Annotated in this window: 2 protein-coding genes; both read right to left on the minus strand. The window is 70.2% G+C overall.

Features of this window, described 5'->3' with window-relative positions; genetic code table 11:
• Nucleotides 1–516: 516 nt before the first annotated feature.
• Entirely contained in the window at nucleotides 517–834 is a 318-nt protein-coding gene (locus G3N97_RS38815) for a hypothetical protein (RefSeq protein WP_205998000.1), read from the minus strand.
• A 13-nt stretch (nucleotides 835–847) separates the two neighbouring features.
• On the minus strand, nucleotides 848–1,271 hold a 424-nt coding region (locus G3N97_RS38820), incomplete at its 5' end, for a 3-hydroxylacyl-ACP dehydratase (RefSeq protein WP_205998001.1).

Below are 1,271 nucleotides of genomic sequence, written 5' to 3' on the forward strand. Positions count from 1 at the left end.
TGCGGCCCGCGCGCGGCGCCTTCGCCGCCACGCACACGGCGCAGCCCGCCCGCGAGGCCCGCGCCGCCGAGAATGGCGAAAAACGATCCGATGGCCAGCGAAAGGCGGCCAGCGAAGGAAATCTTGGCTTCGGTCATCAACTACTCCAGTGGTCTCGCACGCGAGGGCGAGCGTCCGGCCGGGCCGGGCGCCGCTGCGTCTCTCGCGCGGCTTCGCCGTGTTCGGGCCCCGTGTGCGGAGCGGCCGGCGGGAAAAAACATGAGCCCGTGCGGGCTCGAAACCCGTATTTTGCCTTGTCGCGGGCGCTTACCGGACAAAAAGCGGGCAAATTGGCCGTTCGGAGGAGGGAAAGCGGCGTGCGCGCCCGGTTTGGCGGGCATCGGGCGAGGCGATCGTGGTCGCGTGATGCCGTCGCGCAGTCATGGCGGCGCACGAGACGCACGCGCCCGGGGTGAAACCGACGGCGTGTCGAATGAACACGCCGTCGTGTTCGCGCAGGAAGGGGATGCGAAGGCTTTAAGCGTCGTCCTTGCCCGGCGCATCGTCCTTGTGGAACACGCGTTTCGTGGTGCGCCTGGTGGCGTCCCAGCCTTCGTGCGTCGCGTGCTTGGTCGCGTCCCAGCCTTCGCGCGTGCCGTGCGCGATGCCGTGGCCGACGGTCTTCGCCGCGCTCGCCGTGGCATGGCCGAAGTCGCGCGCCGCGTGGCCGGTCGCCTTCGCCGCCGACTTCGTGTCGTGCTTGATGTCTTCCTTCACTTCGTGCACGTCGGCGAACGCGGCCGAACTGGCCAGGCCGAGCGCCAGCGCGGCGAGCAGGATTCGATGGGTTTTCATTGTGGTTCTCCCTTCAGCAGTTATCAATGGCGGGACGTCGCAGCGTCCCCGCCGCGGACGCGTCGAGCATGACCGCCGCGCGTCCCGTCAGCAGCACGCGGGCGTCGCAGCGCAGCGTGAAGCGGTAAAGAATCGTGGTGCCGTCGCCGCCGATGCGCTCGGCCTCGACGATGAGCGGCGCGTCCAGCGTATCGAGCCGCGCGACCTGCGCCTCGACGCCGCGCACGCTCGCGAGAAAGCCCGCGCGCGGACGCGCTGCCGTGGCGTTGGCATCGGCGAGACTGCCGAGCGCGCCGTGCACGGCCATCGCCTGCGCCGCGTATTCGACGCCGCAGACCGAGGCGAGCTTGCCGTTCGCGCGCAGCGGATTGTGCGAGTCGAGATGGCTGGGCGCGAGGCAGCGGATCTGCGCGTCGCCCCAGGCTTCGACGCTGTCG

The sequence above is a fragment of the Paraburkholderia sp. Ac-20347 genome (assembly GCF_017104805.1).
GTDB lineage: Bacteria > Pseudomonadota > Gammaproteobacteria > Burkholderiales > Burkholderiaceae > Paraburkholderia > Paraburkholderia tropica.

Excerpts from the sequence above, each read along its gene's own strand:
- G3N97_RS38815 (WP_205998000.1), bottom strand. The coding sequence starts at position 834 with ATGAAAACCCATCGAATCCTGCTCGCCGCGCTGGCGCTCGGCCTGGCC.